Below are 14745 nucleotides of genomic sequence, written 5' to 3' on the forward strand. Positions count from 1 at the left end.
CGCCGCCGCGCAGCACCTGGCGGCGGCCGGGCTGCGCGCGGACGAGCGCGCGCACCTCGGGGGTGAGGGTGCGGGGGTCAGGCCGGCGGCCACGCAGGGGTCGAGCGCTCACGGGGGGTCTCCTCAGCTGCCGATGGCGGTCATGACGTGCTTGACGCGGGTGTAGTCGTCGAACCCGTACATCGACAGGTCCTTGCCGTAGCCCGACTGCTTGAAGCCGCCGTGGGGCATCTCGGCGACCAGCGGGATGTGGGTGTTGACCCACACGCAGCCGAAGTCGAGCGCCTTGGAGGCCCGCATCCCCCGTGCGAGGTCCTTCGTCCAGACGCTGGAGGCCAGGCCGTAGCGGGTCGCGTTGGCCAGCGCGAGGGCCTCCTCCTCGCTGTCGAAGGTCTGCACGGTGATGACCGGGCCGAAGATCTCGTCGACGGTCACCTCGTCACCCTGCCGCAGGCCGGACACCACCGTGGGGGTGACGAAGAAGCCGTCACCGAGCTGTGACGCGCGCCCGCCGCCGGCGTCGACGCTGGCGTGGTCCGGCAGCCGGTCGAGCATGCCCAGGACGCGGGCGAGCTGGTCGGCGTTGTTGACCGGCCCGACGTCCACGCCGCTGTCGCGAGGCATGCCGAGCACGGTGGCGCGCGCAGCCTCGGCGAGCGCGGCGGTGAAGTCCGCGGCGACCGAGCGGTGGACGAGCACGCGGGTGGCGGCCGTGCAGTCCTGCCCGGCGTTGAAGTAGCCGGCACCGGCGATGCCCTCGGCCGCGGCGGCCAGGTCGGCGTCCTCGAAGACGAGCACGGGCGCCTTGCCGCCGAGCTCCAGGTGGACGCGCTTGAGGCCGTGGGCGGCGGCCTCGGCCACCTGCATGCCCGCCCGGATCGAGCCGGTGACCGCGACCATGTCGGGGCGGTCGTGGGAGACCACGGCACGCCCGGTGTCCCGGTCCCCGACCACGACGTTGAAGACGCCCGGCGGCAGGAACTCCGCGGCGATCTCGGCGAGCAGCAGCGTGGACTGCGGCGTGGTGTCGCTGGGCTTGAGGACGATCGTGTTGCCGGCCGCGACGGCGGGGGCGAACTTCCAGGTCGCCATGTTGAGCGGGTAGTTCCAGGGCGTGACCTGGCCGACGACCCCGACCGGCTCGCGCCGGACGTAGCTGGTGTGGCCCTCCATGTACTCAGCGGCCGCGCGCCCCTCGAGCATCCGGGCGGCGCCGGCGAAGAACCGGATCTGGTCGACGGTCGGCGGGATCTCCTCGGCCATCGTGAGGTCGTAGGGCTTGCCGGTGTCCTGGACCTCGAGGTCGACCAGCTCGGCCGCGCGCGCCTCCACGGCGTCGGCGACGCGCAGCAGCGCGAGCTGCCGCTGCGAGGGCGTGGTGTCGCGCCAGGCGGGGAACGCCGCCGCGGCGGCCGCGTAGGCGGCGTCCACGTCCTCGCTGCTGCTGCGCGGGGCGCGGGCGACGACCTGCGCGGTGGCGGGGTCCACGAGGTCGTCGGCGGCGTCCGTGGCGGCGGCCACGTGCTGCCCGCCGACAAAGTTGCGCAGCAGCGGCACCGTGGACGACGGGGTGCTGGGAGGCGTCGTCATGGAGCGGGACACTAACCGCCGACAGACGGATCCGGTAGGACTCCGGACGTGACGAACGTGTTTCGGTCGTGACGGGGCCCCAGATCTGCGCTTTCCGTCGTCGGACGGTCACCGCGGGCTTGCCAGCGGAGGAGCCCGGCCCCCACCATGCTCGGGTGTCGACCAGGGTGGCGGGCCACGGCCCGCTCGTGCTCGACGACGTGTCCAAGCGCATCGTCGAGCTGCTGCAGGCCGACGGCCGCCGTGCCTACGCGAGCATCGGCAAGGCCGTCGGTCTCTCCGAGGCTGCCGTCCGGCAGCGCGTGCAGCGGCTCCTCGACGCCGGCGTCATGCAGATCGTCGCCGTCACCGACCCGATGCAGCTGGGCTTCGCGCGCCAGGCGATGATCGGCGTCCGCTGCGCCGGCGACATGCGTCCCGTCGCCGAGGCGCTCGCCGCGATGCCCGAGGTCGACTACGTCGTCCTCACCGCCGGGTCGTTCGACCTGCTCGTCGAGGTCGTCTGCGCCGACGAGGAGCACCTCATCACCCTGCTCAACGAGCAGATCCGCACCCTGCCGGGGGTCTCGACGACCGAGACCTTCGTCTACCTCAAGCTGCACGGGCAGCGCTACGACTGGGGCACCCGATGACCACGACCGAGCAGGACGTCACCACCGACGCCGCACCCGACAGCTCCGCGCAGCTGACCCCGAGGGGCACGCCGCGCCAGGAGGCCGCCCGCGACCACCTGTGGCAGCACTTCGCGCGGCACTCCACCTACGAGGAGGGCGGGCAGGTCCCCGTCATCGTCAAGGGCGAGGGGGCCCGGATCTGGGACGACCGGGGCCGGCAGTACCTGGACGGGCTGTCCGGCCTGTTCGTCGTCAACGCGGGCCACGGTCGACGCGTGCTGGCGGAGACCGCGGCCAAGCAGGCCGCCGAGCTCGCCTTCTTCCCGCTGTGGTCCTACGCGCACCCGGCCGCCATCGAGCTCGCCGAGCGGCTGGCCCACTACGCGCCGGGCGACCTCAACCGGGTCTTCTTCACCACCGGCGGCGGCGAGGCCGTGGAGACCGCGTGGAAGCTGGCCAAGCAGTACTGGAAGCTCATGGGCCGCCCGACCAAGCACAAGGTCATCAGCCGGCACGTCGCCTACCACGGCACCCCGCAGGGCGCGCTGTCCATCACGGGCATCCCCGACGCCAAGATCATGTTCGAGCCGCTGGTCCCCGGGGCGCACAAGGTCCCCAACACCAACGCCTACCGCGGTCCGGAGCACCTGCGCGACGACCCCAAGGCGTTCGGCCGCTGGGCCGCGGACCGGATCGAGGAGGCGATCCTCTTCGAGGGCGCCGAGACCGTCGCCGCGGTGTTCCTGGAGCCGGTGCAGAACTCCGGCGGCTGCTTCCCGCCGCCGCCCGGCTACTTCGAGCGGGTCCGCGAGATCTGCGACACCTACGACGTGCTGCTGGTCTCCGACGAGGTGATCTGCGCCTTCGGCCGGATCGGGTCGATGTTCGCCTGCGACGACTTCGGCTACGTCCCGGACATGATCACGTGCGCCAAGGGAATGACGAGCGGCTACTCCCCCATCGGCGCGATGATCGCCAGCGACCGGCTGTTCGAGCCGTTCAAGAAGGGCACGACGAGCTTCTCGCACGGCTACACCTTCGGCGGGCACCCGGTGTCCGCGGCGGTGGCGATGGCCAACCTCGACATCTTCGAGGCCGAGGGGCTCAACGCCCGGGTCAAGGAGAACGCCCCGGCGTTCCGGACCACCCTGGAGAAGCTCCTGGACCTGCCCATCGTCGGCGACGTCCGCGGCGAGGGGTACTTCTACGGGATCGAGATGGTCAAGGACAAGACCACCCGCGAGACGTTCGACGACGACGAGTCCGAGCGGCTGCTGCGCGGCTTCCTGTCCAAGGCGCTGTTCGAGGCGGGGCTGTACTGCCGCGCCGACGACCGCGGCGACCCCGTCATCCAGCTCGCCCCGCCGCTGGTGTGCGGGCAGGCGGAGTTCGACGAGATCGAGCAGGTCCTGCGCGGGGTCCTCACCGAGGCCTGGGCACGGCTCTGAGTGACCGGCGGACCTGAGGCGACCGGCACCACGGACCGCACCCGGGTCCGGCGCGCGCCGGACAAGCAGGACGGCGACGTCGGGGCGCGCGACGCGGTGCTGGCCGCCGCCCTCACCGGCGTGGTCGCGGTCGTCGACGACGGGCAGCCGTTCGCGCTGCCGGTCGCCGTCGCCCCGGACACCGACCCGGCGACCGGGCAGGCGCGCCTGCTCGTCCACGGCTCCACCGGCTCGCGGCTGTTCCGCCTCCTCGCGGCAGGCGCCCCGGCGTGCGTGACGGTCACGCTCCTCGACGGCCTGGTGCTGGCCCGCAGCCAGTTCGAGTCGTCCATGCACTACCGCTGCGTCGTGGCCCTGGGCACGTTCCAGCCGGTCCCCGCCGACGACACCGCCCGGGCCCTGCAGGTGCTCACCGAGCACCTCATGCCCGGCCGGTCCGCCGACGCGCGGCCGGCCTCGCGCAAGGAGACCGCGGCGACGCTGCTGCTCGCCCTGCCGCTGGCGGAGTGGTCGCTCAAGGTGTCCGCCGCCGACCCCGACGACGACCCGGCCGACCTCGACCGGCCGGTGTGGGCCGGCGTGGTCCCGGTGCGGCAGGTGTGGGGCGAGCCCCGCACCGCGCCCGACCTGCGCGTGCCGCTGCCCGTGCCCGCCTACGTCGGCGCGTGGCCGGAGGGCCGCGCGTGAGCCGGCACCGCTCGCTGTCGCTGTGGCACGAGCAGGTCGCCGACGCCGGGGACCCGCTGCTGCCCACGGACGTCCTGGACGGGGACACGGACGCCGACGTCTGCGTCGTGGGCGCGGGCTACACGGGGCTGTGGACCGCGTACTACCTGGCGAAGGCCCGGCCCGACCTGCGCGTCGTCGTCGTCGAGCAGCACGTCGCCGGGTTCGGCGCGAGCGGGCGGAACGGCGGCTGGTGCTCCGCGCTGTTCCCCGCCTCCACCAGCGCCCTGGAGCACCGGCACGGCCGCGACCGGGCGCTGGCCATGCGGCACGCCATGAACCGGACGGTCGACGAGGTCGGCCGGGTCGTCGAGGCCGAGGGCATCGACTGCGGCTGGTCGCGCGGCGGCACCGTCGTGCTGGCCCGCAGCACCGCGCAGCTGCGCCGTGCCCGCACCGAGCACCAGGTCGACCAGTCCTACGGCGGGGTCGACGGGGTCGAGCTGCTCGACGCCGACCAGGCCGCCGGACGCCTCGCCGCCAGCCGGGTCCGCGGCGGCACCTGGACGCCGTGGTGCGCCCGGGTGCAGCCGGCGGCGCTGGTCCGCGGGCTGGCGGCGGCGGTGCGGCGACTCGGGGTCCGCGTGCACGAGGGCACCCGGGCCCTCTCCGTCGGCCCCGGCCAGGTCGTCACCACCCGGGGCACCGTGCGCGCGGGGCAGGTCGTCCGGGCCACCGAGGCGTGGACGTCGTCGCTGCCGGGCTCGCACCGCGCGGTCATCCCCGTGTACAGCCTGATCGTGGCCACGGAGCCCCTGCCTGCCGCGGTGTGGGAGTGCATCGGGCTCGCGGCGCACGAGACCTTCAGCGAGCACCGCCACCTCGTCGTCTACGGCCAGCGCACCCAGGACGACCGGCTCGTGTTCGGCGGGCGCGGCGCGCCGTACCACTGGGGCTCCGGCATCCGCCCGTCCTTCGACCGCGACGAGCGGGTGTTCGCCCGGCTGCGGGCCACGCTGCACGAGCTGCTCCCCCAGGTCGCGCCGTTCCGGGTCACGCACTCCTGGGGCGGCCCGCTGGCCATCCCCCGCGACTGGCACGCGAGCGTCGGGCTGGACCCTGCGACGGGGGTCGGCTGGGCGGGCGGCTACGTCGGCGACGGCGTCGGCACCGCCAACCTCGCCGGCCGGACGCTCGCGGACCTGCTGCTCGGCGTGGACAGCGAGCTGGTCCGGCTGCCGTGGGTGCAGCACCGCTCGCCGTCGTGGGAGAGGGAGCCGCTGCGCTGGGCCGGAATCAACGCCGGGCTCGGCATGGCCACGGTCGCCGACGCCGAGGAGCGGCTGACGGGTCGGCCGGCGCTGTCCGGGTCGGTGCTGGGGAAGCTCACCGGCCACTGACCGCCGGGGCGGCTGCAGGGGCTGCCCTCAGTCGGGGGCCCGTGCCACGCTCGGCCCGTGGCCTCGCGGACCTCCAACTTCTGCATCGACGCGCACGACCCCCGGGCACAGGCGGCGTGGTGGGCGCAGGTGCTCGACGACTTCGTGCCGGACGGCGAGGACGACGAGGACGAGGCGGGCCTGCTCGGCCCGGCCGGCCGGTCCCTGCTGTTCCTGCGGGTGCCCGAGGCCAAGACGGTGAAGAACCGGATGCACGTGTGCCTGCGACCGGTGGACCGCAGCCGCGACGAGGAGGTCGACCGGCTGCTCGGCCTGGGGGCCACCGTCGTCGACGACCTGCGCGAGGACGGCGCGGGCTGGGCCGTGCTCGCCGACCCCGAGGGCAACGAGTTCTGCGTCCTCACCACCCAGGCCGACGAGGCCGGGGTGGCGAGGAGCTAGGACGGGGTCCTCGACGCTCGCCGACCCCGCCCCGGCGCCTACAGCCGGATGCCGACGTACTTGGTGTCCAGGTACTCCTCGATGCCCTCGGCGCCGCCCTCGCGACCGAACCCGCTGGCCTTGACCCCGCCGAACGGCGCCGCCGGGTTCGACACCACGCCCTGGTTGAGCCCGACCATGCCGGACTGCAGCGCCTCGGCCGTCTTCAGCGCCCGCGAGACGTCCCGGGTCCACAGGTAGGACACCAGGCCGTACTCGGTCGAGTTGGCCAGGGACACCGCCTCGGCGTCCTCGCTGAACGTCATGACGGGCGCCACCGGGCCGAAGATCTCCTCCTGCTGCAGCCGCGCGTCGGCGCGCACGCCGGTCAGCACCGTCGGGGAGTAGAACGAGCCGGGGACGTCGAGGGCCTCACCCCCGGTGAGCACGGTCGCCCCACCCGCGACGGCGTCGGCCACCAGCTCGTGCACGCCGTCGCGCGCCTGCCGCGTGATGAGCGGACCGACCTTGGTCGAGGGCTCGGTGCCGCGCCCGACCGGCATGGCCTCGAGCTTCTCCGCCAGGCGCCGGGCGAACTCCTCGGCGACGGACTCGTGGACGAGGAACCGGTTGGCGGCGGTGCACGCCTCGCCGATGTTGCGCATCTTGGCCAGGACCGCGCCCTCGACGGCGGCCTCGAGGTCGGCGTCGGAGAAGACGAGGAACGGGGCGTTGCCGCCGAGCTCCATCGACACCCGCTGGAGGTTGTCCGCCGCCTGCGCGACGAGGCGCTTGCCGACGGGCGTGGAGCCGGTGAACGTCACCTTGCGCAGCCGCGCGTCGGCCAGGAGCGGCTCGACGAGCGCGCCCGCCCGGGAGCTGGGCAGGACTGCGAGCACGCCGTCGGGCAGACCCGCCTCGCGCAGGATGTCGGCGAAGGCCAGCGCGCTCAGCGGGGTCTGGGCCGCGGGCTTGAGGATCATCGTGCAGCCGGCCGCGAGGGCGGGGCCGATCTTCCGGGTGGCCATGGCCAGCGGGAAGTTCCACGGCGTGATTGCCAGGCACGGCCCGACCGGCTGCTTCATCGTCAGGAGCCGGGTGGCGCCGTCGGGCGAGGTCGACCAGCGCCCGTAGGCACGGACGGCCTCCTCGGAGAACCAGCGGAGGAACTCCGCTCCGTAGGCCACCTCGCCGCGGCTCTCCGCCAGCGGCTTGCCCATCTCCAGGGTCATGAGCAGCGCGAGGTCCTCCGCGCGCTCGGTGGTGATCTCGAACGCCCGGCGCAGCACCTCTCCTCGCTCGCGGGGCGCGGTGGCCGCCCACCCGGCCTGCGCGGCGAGGACGGCGTCGAGCGCGTCGAGGGCGTCGGCGGGCGAGGCGTCGGCGACCTCGGTGAGCACGTCCCCGGTCGAGGGGTCGTCGACGGCGAGCGTCGCCCCGCGGTCGGCGTCGCGCCACGAGCCGCCGACGAGCAGCCCGGTGGGCACGGCGGCGACCACGGCGCGCTCGCGGGCGGCGTCGACGGGGGTGCCCGGTGCCGAGGCCGGCACGGCGGACCGCGCGGCTGCGGACGGGTCGACGGGGGTGGCGGCGGTGCCTGCAGAGGTCACGCCTCGGACGCTACAGCGGCACCCGTCCGCTGCGCGCGTGCGAGGCTGGGCCGGTGCCGATGGACCCCCGAGCCCTGCCGGAGCCCGCGCTCGTCTTCCTCGCCGAGCGTCACCTGGCGACCCTGTCGGGGCTGCGTCCCGACGGCAGCATCCACACCGTGCCGGTGGGCTTCACCTGGGACGACGGGGCCGGGCTGCTGCGCGTCATCACCAGCCGCGGCACGCAGAAGGCCGCCAACGTGGCCCGGGGGTCGCGGTTGTCCGTGTGCCAGGTCGACTCCTGGCGGTGGCTCACCCTCGAGGGGACGGGGACCGTGGTCGAGGACCCCGACCGGGTGGCCGACGCCGTCGCCCGCTACACCGCGCGCTACCGCCCGCCGCGCGAGAACCCGCGCCGCGTCGTGCTCGAGGTCGTCGTCGACCGCGTGCTCGGACTCGTCGAGCGCCCCGGCACCTGAGCCCTGCCGGCGGGCCGGGGAGCCCTCCGTCAGAGGGAGCCGCGCCGCCGCATGACGTCGACGACCCGGTCGAGGTAGGCGTCCACGGGCGCCTCCCGGTAGCCGCGGGCGCCCCGGCGCGGCCGGAACACGGCGGTCCGGATGTCGTCGACCGTGAGGTCCCGCCCGAGGACCAGGTGCTCGCGGACCCGCCGGCACAACTCGTCGACCTCCTCGGCGCGGTAGCCGGCGCGGGTCCACGAGGCAGCCGGGAAGCGGTGGCCGTCCTCGCGCTCGAGGCGGGCCAGCACGGCGTCCTCGGCCTCCCGCAGGCCCTCCGGCGCGGCGGCCTCCTCGCGCGAGACGAACGCGTCCTCGATGCGGTCCAGCGCGGTGTCGACCTCGGCGATGTCGTACCCGCCCCGGCGCAGGTCGAAGCCCACGGTCCGCACGTGCCACGACGTGAGGGGGCCGGGCGGGCCGCCCGCGTCCCACACCCCGCGCGCGCGGGCGAGGAAGTCCTCGACCTGCCGGCGGGAGTAGCCCTTGCGGAGCCGGCCGGCCCGCTCGAACAGGTCCTCGCTCACGCCGTCGGCGCGGCGCCCTGGCGGGGCTGGACCAGGTCCTGCGCGGCGAGCTGGCCGCACGCCCCGTCGATGTCGCGGCCGCGGGTGTCCCGGACCGTCGTGGCGATGCCCGCGTCGCGCAGGACCCGGACGAACTCGTGCTCCACGCGCGGGTCGGAGGCCGTCCAGATCGAGCCGGGGGTCGGGTTGAGCGGGATGGGGTTGACGTGCACCCAGCCCCGCCCGCGCCGGTCGAGCTCGCGCGCCAGGAGCTCGGCCCGCCAGGCGTGGTCGTTCATGTCCCGGATGAGCGCGTACTCGATGCTCACCCGCCGGCCCGTGGTCTCGAAGTACGCCCGGGCGGCGTCGAGCAGCTCGCCGACCTTGTGCTTGGTGTTGATGGGGACGAGCGTGTCGCGCAGCCCGTCGTCGGGGGCGTGCAGGCTGACGGCGAGCGTGACGGGCAGCCCCTCGGTCGCCAGACGCTGGATCGCCGGCACCAGGCCGACGGTGGAGACCGTGATGTGGCGGGCGGAGATGCCGAGGCCGTCCGGGGCGGGGTCGGTCATCCGGCGCAGCGCACCCAGGACCGCGCCGTAGTTGGCGAGCGGCTCGCCCATCCCCATGAAGACGACGTTGCTCACCCGGGTGCCGTTGTCGGCGCTGGCCCGGACCACCTGGTCGACGATCTCCGCGGTGGACAGGTTGCGGGTGAGGCCCTGCTGGCCGGTCGCGCAGAACGGGCACGCCATGCCGCAGCCGGCCTGGCTGGACAAGCACAGCGTGGTGCGGTCGGAGTAGCGCATGAGGACGCTCTCGACCAGCGCGCCGTCGAACAGCTTCCACAGCGTCTTGACGGTCGCGCCGCGGTCGCCCTCCATCCGGCGGACCACCGACAGCAGGTCGGGCAGCACCGCGGCGGCGACGGCCTCGCGCTGGCCGGCGGGCAGGTCGGTCATGTCCGCGGCGGCGCTGGTGAACCGCGTGAAGTAGTGGCGGGACAGCTGGGCGGCGCGGAAGCGGGGCAGGCCGGCCGCCACGACGGCGTCGGCACGCTCGTCGACGGTGAGGTCGGCGAGGTGCTGCGGCGGCTTCCCGCGGCGGGGCGGAGCGAGGACGAGCTCGAGAGGCACGGGACCAGTGTGCCAACGATCCGGGGCGGGCCGTTACCACACGGGGCGCGCGGCGCGCGGTCGTGCACCGGGCGGGCGACGGGCGGCTCCCCGGGGGACCTGCGCCGGACGGCGCCGGCTCAGACCTCGGTGAGGACCGCCCATCCCCGGGCCGGCAGCCGCACCCGACCCGGCGACACCTCGGCCTCCCCCAGCGCCACCTGCCAGCCGCCCTCGGGGACCTCGAGGTCGACCGGGTCCGCGTGCAGCGACAGCGCGACCACGAGCCGGCCCGGACCGTCGGCGGCGGCGCGGCTCGTGTACACCAGGTGCTCGTTGGCCAGGGCGCCCGCCTCGGTCGTGCAGGTGCGCAGCCACGGGTGGGCCCGGCGCAGCTGCGCGAGGTCCCGGTAGCGGCCGAACGTGCCCGGCACCTCGGGCACCAGGGCGAGCGGGTCCTCGGGGAACGCCGGCCGGATGGCGTCGTCGCCGCCGGCCCGCTCCTCCTTGACGGCGTGCAGCCCGTGCTCGTCGCCGGCGTAGACGCTGGGGACGCCCGCCACCGTCATGAGGACCACCTCGGCGTGGGGCAGCAGCGCCTCGTCGGGGACCTGGCTGGCGATGCGGGTGACGTCGTGGTTGCCGAGGAACGTCTGCGGCTCGGCGTCCCCCGTGAGGCCGCCGTGCCGGCCGAGGGCGTGGGCGAGCTCCCAGAGGTTGCGGTCGACGAGGCTGCTCCACGTCGCCTTCCACAGCTGGTACTGGGTGACGGCGTCCAGCCCCGCGGCGGCGGCGACCGCGGCGTAGTCGCCGTGGATGACCTCGCCGAGGAACCAGCTCTCCGGGCGGGCGGCACGGGCGGCGTCGGTCACCGCGCGGAGGAAGCCGGGCGCCACGGCGTACGCGGCGTCCAGGCGCCAGGCGGTGACGCCCACCTCCGCCCAGCGCTCGAGCACCCCGGACACCGCCTCCCGGACGGCGGGCTCCCGGTGGTCGAGGGCGACGAGCGCGCCGTGGCCCTCGAAGGTCTCGTACGCGGGCTCGCTGCCGGGGCCCTGCCATCCGTCCGCGGGCCAGGTGAGCCGGAACCACGACGCGTACGGCGACGTCGGCCCTTCGGCGAGGACCCGCCGGAACGCCCAGAAGTCGCGGCCGACGTGGTTGAACACCCCGTCCAGCGCGACGGCCACCCCGCGCTCCCGGGCGGCCGCCACCAGGTGGGCGAGGTCGTCGGCGTCGCCGAGGCGCGGGTCGATGAGGTCGTAGGTGACGGTGTCGTAGCCGTGGCTGGAGCTGGCGAAGACCGGTCCGAGCAGCAGCCCGTCGCAGCCGAGGGCGACGACGTGGTCCAGCCACCGCTCCAGCCGGGGCAGGCGGTGCACGACCGGGGAGCCCTCGGGCAGCGCCTGCGGCTCGGCGCCGAGGAACGTCAGGGGGTGCAGGTGCCACCACAGCCCGGCGGGCGAGCGACCGGCCATGCTCAGGCCGCCGTGCTCACGCGGCCACGGGGACCAGGGCCGTGAGCAGGACGTAGGCGACCGGCGCCGCCGGCAGCAGCGAGTCCAGCCGGTCCATGATCCCGCCGTGTCCCGGCAGCAGGCTGCCCATGTCCTTGATCCCCAGGTCCCGCTTGAGCAGGGACTCCGACAGGTCGCCGACGGTCGCGGTGAGGACGATGGCGAGGCCGAGCACGAGGCCCGCCCACCAGGGGCCGTCGAGGGCCAACGTCACCCCGGCGATGCCGAGCGCGACGGCGAAGACCGCGGAGCCGACCAGGCCCTCCCAGGACTTCTTGGGGCTCACCGAGGGCGCGAGCGGGTGCTTGCCCCAGACCACGCCGAAGGCGTAGCCGCCGATGTCGCTGCCGATGCCGACGAGCAGGAACGCCAGCACCCGGGAGGCGCCGTCCGGCTGGGCGAGCAGGAGCACCGCGAAGCCGGCGAGGAACGGCACGTACGCGGCCGTGAACACCCCCGCGGTGACGTCGCGGACGGGGTTGGGCCCGTCGAGCACCCGCCACATGAGCACCGCGAAGGCGGTGAGGGCGAAGGTGACGAGCAGGGCCTCGGCGCCGCCGACGAAGGCCGAGGCGAGCATGCCGACCGCACCGACGACCACGGGCACCACGGGGATACGGATCCGGCGGGCGCGGAAGGCGTTGGACAGCTCCCAGACCGCCAGGACGATCGCCGCGGCGGCGAGGACGACGAAGGCCTCCTTGCGGACGAACAGCGACACCGCCACGAGGGCCCCGAGGCCGCTGCCGACGGCGACGGCCGCCGGGAGGTTGCGGCCCGCGCGCCGGTCCTTGAGCCGCCGGCCGGTCCGGGCCAGCGAGGTGGACGGTGGCACCGACCCGGGGGCGGCGACCACGAGCGGGCTGTGGCCGGTCGCGAGGACCCCGGGGACGTCCCGACCCCGGAGCCCGCCCCCCGGTCCGGGGGGCGTGCCTGCGGCGCTGGACATCTCAGACCGCCAGGAGCTCGGCTTCCTTGCCGCGCAGCAGCTCGTCGATCTCGTCGACGTGGCGCCGGGTCAGCGCCTCCAGCTCCTTCTCCGCGCGGCCGACCTCGTCCTCGCCCGCCTCGCCGTCCTTGACGATGCGGTCCAGCTCCTCCTTGGCGCGGCGGCGGATGTTCCGCACCGACACGCGCCCGTCCTCGGCCTTGCCGCGCGCGAGCTTGATGTAGTCGCGGCGGCGCTCCTCGGTGAGCTGCGGGAGGTTGAGCCGGATGGTGTTGCCGTCGTTGTTCGGGTTCACGCCCAGGTCGCTGTCGCGCAGCGCCCGCTCGATGGCGCCGAGCGACGACTTGTCGTACGGCGTGACCAGGACGGTGCGCGCCTCGGGGATCTGGAACGACGCCAGCTGCTGCAGCGGCGTCGGGGCCCCGTAGTACTCCACGACGACCTTGGTGAACATGCCGGGGTTGGCCCGCCCGGTGCGGATGCCCGAGAAGTCCTCCTTGACCACGTCGATGGCCTTCGACATCTTCTCCTCGGCCTCGAACATCGCCTCGTCGATCACGTCGTCTCCTCCGTCGTGGTGCGCTGTGTCCGGCGCTGTGTCCGGCGCTCTTCCCAGGTGGTGCGGTGGGCTCGTGCCCGTCGGGGACTACCCCGTGACGAGCGTGCCGATCCTCTCACCGACGAGCGCGCGGGTGACGTCGCCCGCGCCCTCCATGCCGAAGACGACCATGGGCAGCCGGTTGTCCATGAGCAGGCTGAACGCCGTGGCGTCGACGACCTTGAGCCCCTTCTGCAGGGCGTCGTGGTAGGTCAGGTCGTCGAGCCTGGTCGCGGTCGGGTCCTTGTGGGGGTCGGCGGTGTAGACGCCGTCGACGCCGTTCTTGCCCATGAGGACGACCTCGGCCTTGATCTCCAGCGCCCGCTGCGCGGCGACGGTGTCGGTCGAGAAGTACGGCAGGCCGGCGCCCGCGCCGAAGATGACGACGCGGCCCTTCTCCAGGTGCCGGATGGCGCGGCGCGGGATGTACGGCTCCGCGACCTGGCCCATGGTGATGGCGGTCTGCACCCGGGTGTCCCGGCCGGCCTGCTCGAGGAAGTCCTGCAGCGCCAGGCAGTTCATGACGGTGCCGAGCATGCCCATGTAGTCGGCGCGGGCACGCTCCATGCCGCGCTGGGACAGCTCGGCCCCGCGGAAGAAGTTGCCGCCACCGACGACGATGCCGATCTGCACGCCCAGCGAGGCGGCGTCGGCGATCTCCTGGGCGACCCGGGAGATGACCTCCGGGTCGACCCCGACGCTGCCGCCGCCGAACGCCTCGCCCGACAGCTTGAGCAGGACGCGCCGGCCCCGGGGGTCCGGGGCCGGGGCGTCCGTCGCGGAGGACGGGTGGTGCTCCTCCGTCGTCACAGGCTCAGGAGCCGACCCGGAAGCGGGCGAAGCCCGTGGCGGTGAGGCCCGCCTCGGACAGCACGGCCGCGACGGTCTTCTTGTTGTCCTTGCTGTAGGCCTGCTCGAGGAGGACGTTCTCCTTGAGGTAGCCCTTGACGCGACCCTCGACGATCTTGGGCAGCGCCTGCTCGGGCTTGCCCTCGTTGACGGCGGTCTCGTGCGCGATGCGCCGCTCGGACTCCAGCGTCTCCTCCGGCACGTCCTGCACCGACAGCACGCTGGGCGACATCGCCGCGATGTGCAGCGCGACGTCGCGGGCCGTGGCCTCGTCGGTGCCGTCGACGGCGAGCAGCACGCCGATCTGCGGGGGCAGGTCGGGGCTGGTGCGGTGGAGGTAGGAGGCGACGTGGGCGCCGGTGAGGCGGGCCACGCGACGGACCTCGATCTTCTCGCCGAGGGTCGCGTTGCCCTCGTCGAGCAGGGCCTGCACCGTGGTGCCGCCCTCGACCGGGGCCTGCGCCAGGGCGGCGGCGTCGGACGCGCCGGAGGCGACGGCGGCGGCGAGCACCTGGGCGGCGAGGTCGCGGAACCGGTCGCCCTTGGCGACGAAGTCGGTCTCGCAGTTGACCTCGACGAGCACGCCGGTGCCGCCGTCGACCTGGGCGGCGACGAGGCCGTTGCTGGCGCTGCGGCCCTCGCGCTTGGTGATGCCCTTGAGACCCTTGACGCGCAGGATCTCCATCGCCTTGGTGCTGTCGCCCTCGGCCTCGTCGAGGGCCTTCTTGACGTCGAGCATGCCGGCACCGGTCCGCTCGCGCAGGGCCTTGATGTCGGCGGCTGTGTAGCTGCTGGGCACGGGGAGCTCCTCCGGGTGGTGGGACCGCTCGGGCCCCGGTCTGGGTGCCGCCTGGGGCGGCTGTCCTGTGGTGCTGGTGCGCTGCTGCTGGGTGGTGCCGCGCGCGGGGGCGCCCGCCGGCCCGGCTGGTGGGCCGGGCCGGCGGGCGTCAGCCCCGCGTGCGTCGCGCG

General features: G+C 74.6%; 15 protein-coding genes. 6 read left to right on the plus strand and 9 right to left on the minus strand.

Going from position 1 to position 14745, the window contains the following annotated elements; genetic code table 11:
- Positions 1-123 precede the first annotated feature (123 nt).
- Positions 124-1590, minus strand: a complete 1467-nt coding sequence (locus WCS02_RS10265; RefSeq protein WP_340292720.1) for an aminobutyraldehyde dehydrogenase — start codon at positions 1588-1590, stop codon at positions 124-126.
- Positions 1591-1745: 155 nt separating this feature from the next.
- Here WCS02_RS10265 and WCS02_RS10270 point away from each other — a divergent pair, with 155 nt between their 5' ends.
- Genes WCS02_RS10270 through WCS02_RS10290 form a run of 5 tightly spaced genes read left to right on the plus strand, consistent with a single transcriptional unit; the run spans position 1746 to position 6159 of the window.
- Entirely contained in the window at positions 1746-2222 is a 477-nt protein-coding gene (locus WCS02_RS10270) for an Lrp/AsnC family transcriptional regulator (protein WP_340292722.1), read from the plus strand.
- Entirely contained in the window at positions 2219-3652 is a 1434-nt protein-coding gene (locus tag WCS02_RS10275) for an aspartate aminotransferase family protein (protein ID WP_340292724.1), read from the plus strand. The genes WCS02_RS10270 and WCS02_RS10275 overlap by 4 nt, the downstream gene beginning before the upstream one ends.
- On the plus strand, positions 3653-4339 hold the full coding sequence (locus tag WCS02_RS10280; RefSeq protein WP_340292726.1) for a pyridoxamine 5'-phosphate oxidase family protein: 687 nt from the start codon (positions 3653-3655) through the stop codon (positions 4337-4339).
- On the plus strand, positions 4336-5718 hold the full coding sequence (locus WCS02_RS10285; protein ID WP_340292728.1) for an NAD(P)/FAD-dependent oxidoreductase: 1383 nt from the start codon (positions 4336-4338) through the stop codon (positions 5716-5718). Before WCS02_RS10280 ends, WCS02_RS10285 begins: the two co-directional genes overlap by 4 nt.
- A 57-nt stretch (positions 5719-5775) precedes the next feature.
- Positions 5776-6159 (plus strand): VOC family protein, encoded by a 384-nt coding sequence (locus tag WCS02_RS10290; RefSeq protein WP_340292730.1) that lies wholly within the window; start codon positions 5776-5778, stop codon positions 6157-6159.
- Positions 6160-6197: 38 nt separating this feature from the next.
- Here WCS02_RS10290 and WCS02_RS10295 read toward each other — a convergent pair whose 3' ends face one another.
- Positions 6198-7688 (minus strand): NAD-dependent succinate-semialdehyde dehydrogenase, encoded by a 1491-nt coding sequence (locus tag WCS02_RS10295; protein WP_340292742.1) that lies wholly within the window; start codon positions 7686-7688, stop codon positions 6198-6200.
- A gap of 119 nt (positions 7689-7807) precedes the next feature.
- On the opposite strand from WCS02_RS10295, the gene WCS02_RS10300 reads away from it, so the two are divergent.
- Positions 7808-8206 carry a pyridoxamine 5'-phosphate oxidase family protein gene (locus tag WCS02_RS10300; protein ID WP_340292744.1) on the plus strand — a complete coding sequence of 133 codons (399 nt, stop codon included), beginning with the start codon at positions 7808-7810 and terminating at the stop codon, positions 8204-8206.
- A 29-nt stretch (positions 8207-8235) separates the two neighbouring features.
- On the opposite strand, the gene WCS02_RS10305 is transcribed toward WCS02_RS10300, so the two are convergent.
- From WCS02_RS10305 to tsf, 7 genes are all read right to left on the minus strand, one after another.
- Entirely contained in the window at positions 8236-8772 is a 537-nt protein-coding gene (locus WCS02_RS10305; protein ID WP_340292732.1) for a DivIVA domain-containing protein, read from the minus strand.
- Positions 8769-9884, minus strand: coding sequence for a dual-specificity RNA methyltransferase RlmN (rlmN, locus tag WCS02_RS10310; protein WP_340292734.1), 1116 nt, complete (start codon positions 9882-9884; stop codon positions 8769-8771). Before rlmN ends, WCS02_RS10305 begins: the two co-directional genes overlap by 4 nt.
- A gap of 119 nt (positions 9885-10003) precedes the next feature.
- The gene (locus WCS02_RS10315; protein ID WP_340292736.1) at positions 10004-11341 is read right to left on the minus strand and encodes an alpha-amylase family glycosyl hydrolase; all 1338 of its coding nucleotides are present in this window, start codon (positions 11339-11341) and stop codon (positions 10004-10006) included.
- A 16-nt stretch (positions 11342-11357) separates the two neighbouring features.
- Positions 11358-12236: a phosphatidate cytidylyltransferase gene (locus WCS02_RS10320; RefSeq protein WP_340292738.1), complete on the minus strand. Its 879-nt coding sequence runs from the start codon at positions 12234-12236 to the stop codon at positions 11358-11360.
- 94 nt (positions 12237-12330) lie between these two features.
- Positions 12331-12888, minus strand: a complete 558-nt coding sequence (gene frr, locus WCS02_RS10325) for a ribosome recycling factor (protein ID WP_340292740.1) — start codon at positions 12886-12888, stop codon at positions 12331-12333.
- A gap of 87 nt (positions 12889-12975) precedes the next feature.
- Positions 12976-13737, minus strand: a complete 762-nt coding sequence (pyrH, locus tag WCS02_RS10330; RefSeq protein WP_376984138.1) for a UMP kinase — start codon at positions 13735-13737, stop codon at positions 12976-12978.
- Positions 13738-13741: 4 nt separating this feature from the next.
- A complete protein-coding gene (tsf, locus tag WCS02_RS10335) occupies positions 13742-14515 on the minus strand; it encodes a translation elongation factor Ts (RefSeq protein WP_376984148.1) in 774 nt (257 codons plus the stop codon).
- Positions 14516-14745: the final 230 nt, after the last annotated feature.

Source organism: Aquipuribacter hungaricus (assembly GCF_037860755.1).
Lineage (GTDB): Bacteria > Actinomycetota > Actinomycetes > Actinomycetales > JBBAYJ01 > Aquipuribacter > Aquipuribacter hungaricus.

Excerpts from the sequence above, each read along its gene's own strand:
- WCS02_RS10265 (WP_340292720.1), bottom strand. The coding sequence starts at position 1,590 with ATGACGACGCCTCCCAGCACCCCGTCGTCCACGGTGCCGCTGCTGCGC.
- WCS02_RS10275 (WP_340292724.1), top strand. The coding sequence starts at position 2,219 with ATGACCACGACCGAGCAGGACGTCACCACCGACGCCGCACCCGACAGC.
- WCS02_RS10300 (WP_340292744.1), top strand. The coding sequence starts at position 7,808 with ATGGACCCCCGAGCCCTGCCGGAGCCCGCGCTCGTCTTCCTCGCCGAG.
- WCS02_RS10315 (WP_340292736.1), bottom strand. The coding sequence starts at position 11,341 with ATGGCCGGTCGCTCGCCCGCCGGGCTGTGGTGGCACCTGCACCCCCTG.
- tsf (WP_376984148.1), bottom strand. The coding sequence starts at position 14,515 with ATGCTCGACGTCAAGAAGGCCCTCGACGAGGCCGAGGGCGACAGCACC.